Annotated in this window: 4 protein-coding genes; all 4 read left to right on the forward strand. The window is 70.1% G+C overall.

Features of this window, described 5'->3' with window-relative positions:
- Positions 1-465 (forward strand): SDR family NAD(P)-dependent oxidoreductase (locus tag G6016_RS10660; RefSeq protein WP_182632636.1); only part of this gene is annotated, 465 nt, incomplete at its 5' end.
- A gap of 81 nt (positions 466-546) precedes the next feature.
- Positions 547-1,494 carry an enoyl-CoA hydratase gene (locus G6016_RS10665; RefSeq protein ID WP_182632637.1) on the forward strand — a complete coding sequence of 316 codons (948 nt, stop codon included), beginning with the start codon at positions 547-549 and terminating at the stop codon, positions 1,492-1,494.
- Between the two features lie 4 nt (positions 1,495-1,498).
- Entirely contained in the window at positions 1,499-2,668 is a 1,170-nt protein-coding gene (locus G6016_RS10670; RefSeq protein WP_182632638.1) for an acyl-CoA dehydrogenase family protein, read from the forward strand.
- An 11-nt stretch (positions 2,669-2,679) separates the two neighbouring features.
- Positions 2,680-2,931, forward strand: a 252-nt coding sequence (locus tag G6016_RS10675; RefSeq protein WP_182632639.1) for an acyl-CoA dehydrogenase family protein, incomplete at its 3' end; no start/stop codon positions are given.

Below are 2,931 nucleotides of genomic sequence, written 5' to 3' on the forward strand. Positions count from 1 at the left end.
CTGTCGCGCGTATCGCCGACCGATTTCCGGCGTCAGCTCGGCGATGACGCGGGCGGATTCTTCGCGCTGGTGCACCCCGCGCTGGAGCATCTGCGCGACGTGGGCGGCAACGTCGTCGTCGTCACCACCGCCGCAACCACCCGCTACCCCGTCCGCGACGGCCTGTCGGCCGGCCCCAAGGGCGCGGTCGAGCAACTCGCGCGGGCGCTCGCCGCCGAGGAGGGGCGGTTCGGGGTGCGCGTGAACTGCGTGGGGCCGGGGATGCTCACCGACGGGATGGCCGAGCGGCTGATCTCGTCAGGCGAGCTGGACGAGCGGGCGCTGGAGATCACGCGCGGCAACATCCCGCTGCGGCGGTTCGGCACGGCCGCGGACATCGCGGAGGCCGTGGCCTTCCTCGCCTCCGAGCGCGCCGGGTTCATCTCGGGCCAGAAGCTCGACGTGGACGGCGGCTACGGGGTGTGACCCGTCCGCTGAATCGGGCCGGCGCGCGGCGTCGGGTACAGTACCAACCAAGCACTTGCTAGGTAAGGAGAGTCCCAGCTCATGACCGATGCACCGATCCCCCCGGTTCTCGGGGTAGACGACCTCGGCCCGGACACGCAGCCCGTGGCCTATGAGGTCACCGACGGCACCGCGTACGTCACCCTCAACCGGCCGGACTTCCGCAACGCGCAGAACTCGGTCATGACGTACTCGCTGGACAACGCCTTCATCAAGGCCGTCTCCGATGACGCCGTGAAGGTGATCGTCCTGCGCGCCAACGGCAAGCACTTCTCCGCCGGGCACGACATCGGCACCACCGAGCGCGACCATCACATCGAGTACCCCAACCGCGCCTCGATCTGGTGGGACCACACCACCCGCGGCGGCGGCGACCGGCGTCTCGCGCGAGAGACCGAGGTCTACGTGCAGATGTGCCGCCGCTGGCGCGAGATCCCCAAGCCAGTGATCGCGCAGGTCCACGGCGCCTGCATCGCCGGCGGGCTCATGCTGGCGTGGGTGTGCGACTTCATCGTGGCCTCCGATGACGCGTTCTTCTCCGACCCCGTGGTGAAGATGGGAATCCCGGGCGTCGAGTACTTCGCGCACGCCTTCGTGCTGGGCCCGCGCCGCGCCAAGGAGATCCTCTACACCGGTAGACGGTTCGGTGCGGCCGAGGCCTTGGAGTGGGGCATGCTCAACCACGTCGTGCCGCGCGAGGATCTGCAGGCCAAGGTTGACGAGATCGCCGGCGAGATCAAGGCCATGCCGCCGTTCGGGCTGACGCTGGCCAAGAAGGTCATCAACGGCAACGAGGACCAGATGGGGCTGCAGACCTCGCTGGACTCCGCGTTCGGCTGGCACATGTTCGCGCACTCGGCCAACGCCGAGCCGGACGACACCGACTCGTTCTCCGCCTCCCTCGGCGGCATGGACGCCCGCTCGATGCGCGACACCGCCAACAAGGGCACGACCGGGTCCGGCTCCGCCGACCAGAACAAGGAGGGCTGACGCCGTGGATCTGCACCTGGACGCCGCGACCGAGGAGTTCCGCCTCGAGGTCCGGCAGTGGCTGGCCGACAACGTGCCCGCCGAGCCGCTTCCCCACATGGACACCGCCGAGGGCTTCGAGGCCCACCGCGCGTGGGAGGCCAAGATGGCCGACGCGCGCATGTCGGTCGTGTCCTGGCCCGAGGAGTTCGGCGGCCGGGACTGCGGCCTGGTCAACTGGGTGGTCTTCGAGGAGGAGTACTTCCGCGCCGGCGCGCCGCTGCGCGTGAGCCAGAACGGCATCTTCCTGCTGGCCCCGACCCTGTTCGACCACGCCTCCCCCGAGCAGCTCGAGCGGATCATGCCGCGCATGGCCCGCGCCGATGACATCTGGGCGCAGGCCTGGTCCGAGCCGGAGGCCGGGTCCGATCTGGCGTCGCTGCGCTCCACCGCCAAGCGCGTCGACGGCGGCTGGGTCCTCAACGGCCAGAAGGTGTGGTCGACCCGCGCCTCGTTCGCCGACAAGGGCTTCGGCCTGTTCCGCACGGATCCGGACGAGCCGCGCCACAAGGGCCTGACGTACTTCATGTTCGACCTGCGCGCCGAGGGCGTCACCGTGCGCCCGATCGACCAGCTCGACGGCCTGCCCGGCTTCGCGGAGCTCTTCCTCGAGGACGTCTTCGTCCCCGACGATCCCGCGAACCCCGGCGAGTCCGGCGTGATCGGCGAGGTCAACCAGGGCTGGAAGGTGGCCATGTCCACCGCCAACAACGAGCGCGGCCTGTCCCTGCGCTCCCCGGGCCGCTTCCTCGCCACCACCGACCGCCTGCTGGAGACGTGGTCGGGCGCCGAGGCCGAGCTCGACGAGCGCACCCGCGGCGCCCTGGCCGACCGCGTCGTCGACGCCTGGATCGGCTCCCGCGCCTACGAGCTCAGCACCTGGAACACGGTCACCAAGCTCACCGGCGGCGCCAACCTGGGCTTCGAGTCCTCGATCAACAAGGTCTTCTGGTCCACGTGGGACATCGCGACCCACGAGACCGCGCTCGACATCCTCGGCACCTCCGGCGAACTGGCCGGCGAGCAGTGGATGGACGGCTACCTGTTCGCCCTCTCCGGGCCCATCTACGCGGGCACGAACGAGGTCCAGAAGAACATCATCGCCGAGCGCCTTCTCGGCCTTCCGCGCGGATAACGGGGGACCCCATGGATTTCGCAATCGATCCCGACATCACCGATTTCGCCGCGAGCATCGACTCGCTGCTGGGTAAGTCCGACATGCCGTCGGTCCTGCGTGCCTGGGCCGCCGGTGACACCGCGCCCGGCGAGACCGTGTGGGGCCGCGTCGCCGAGACCGGTGCCGCCGCGCTGCTCATCGACGAGGACGCCGGCGGCGCCGGAGCTACAGCCGTAGAGGCCGTCGTGGCGCTCGAGGTGCTTGGCCGCCACGCCGTGCCC

The sequence above is a fragment of the Dietzia aerolata genome, from assembly GCF_014144865.1.
GTDB classification, from domain to species: Bacteria; Actinomycetota; Actinomycetes; order Mycobacteriales; family Mycobacteriaceae; genus Dietzia; species Dietzia aerolata.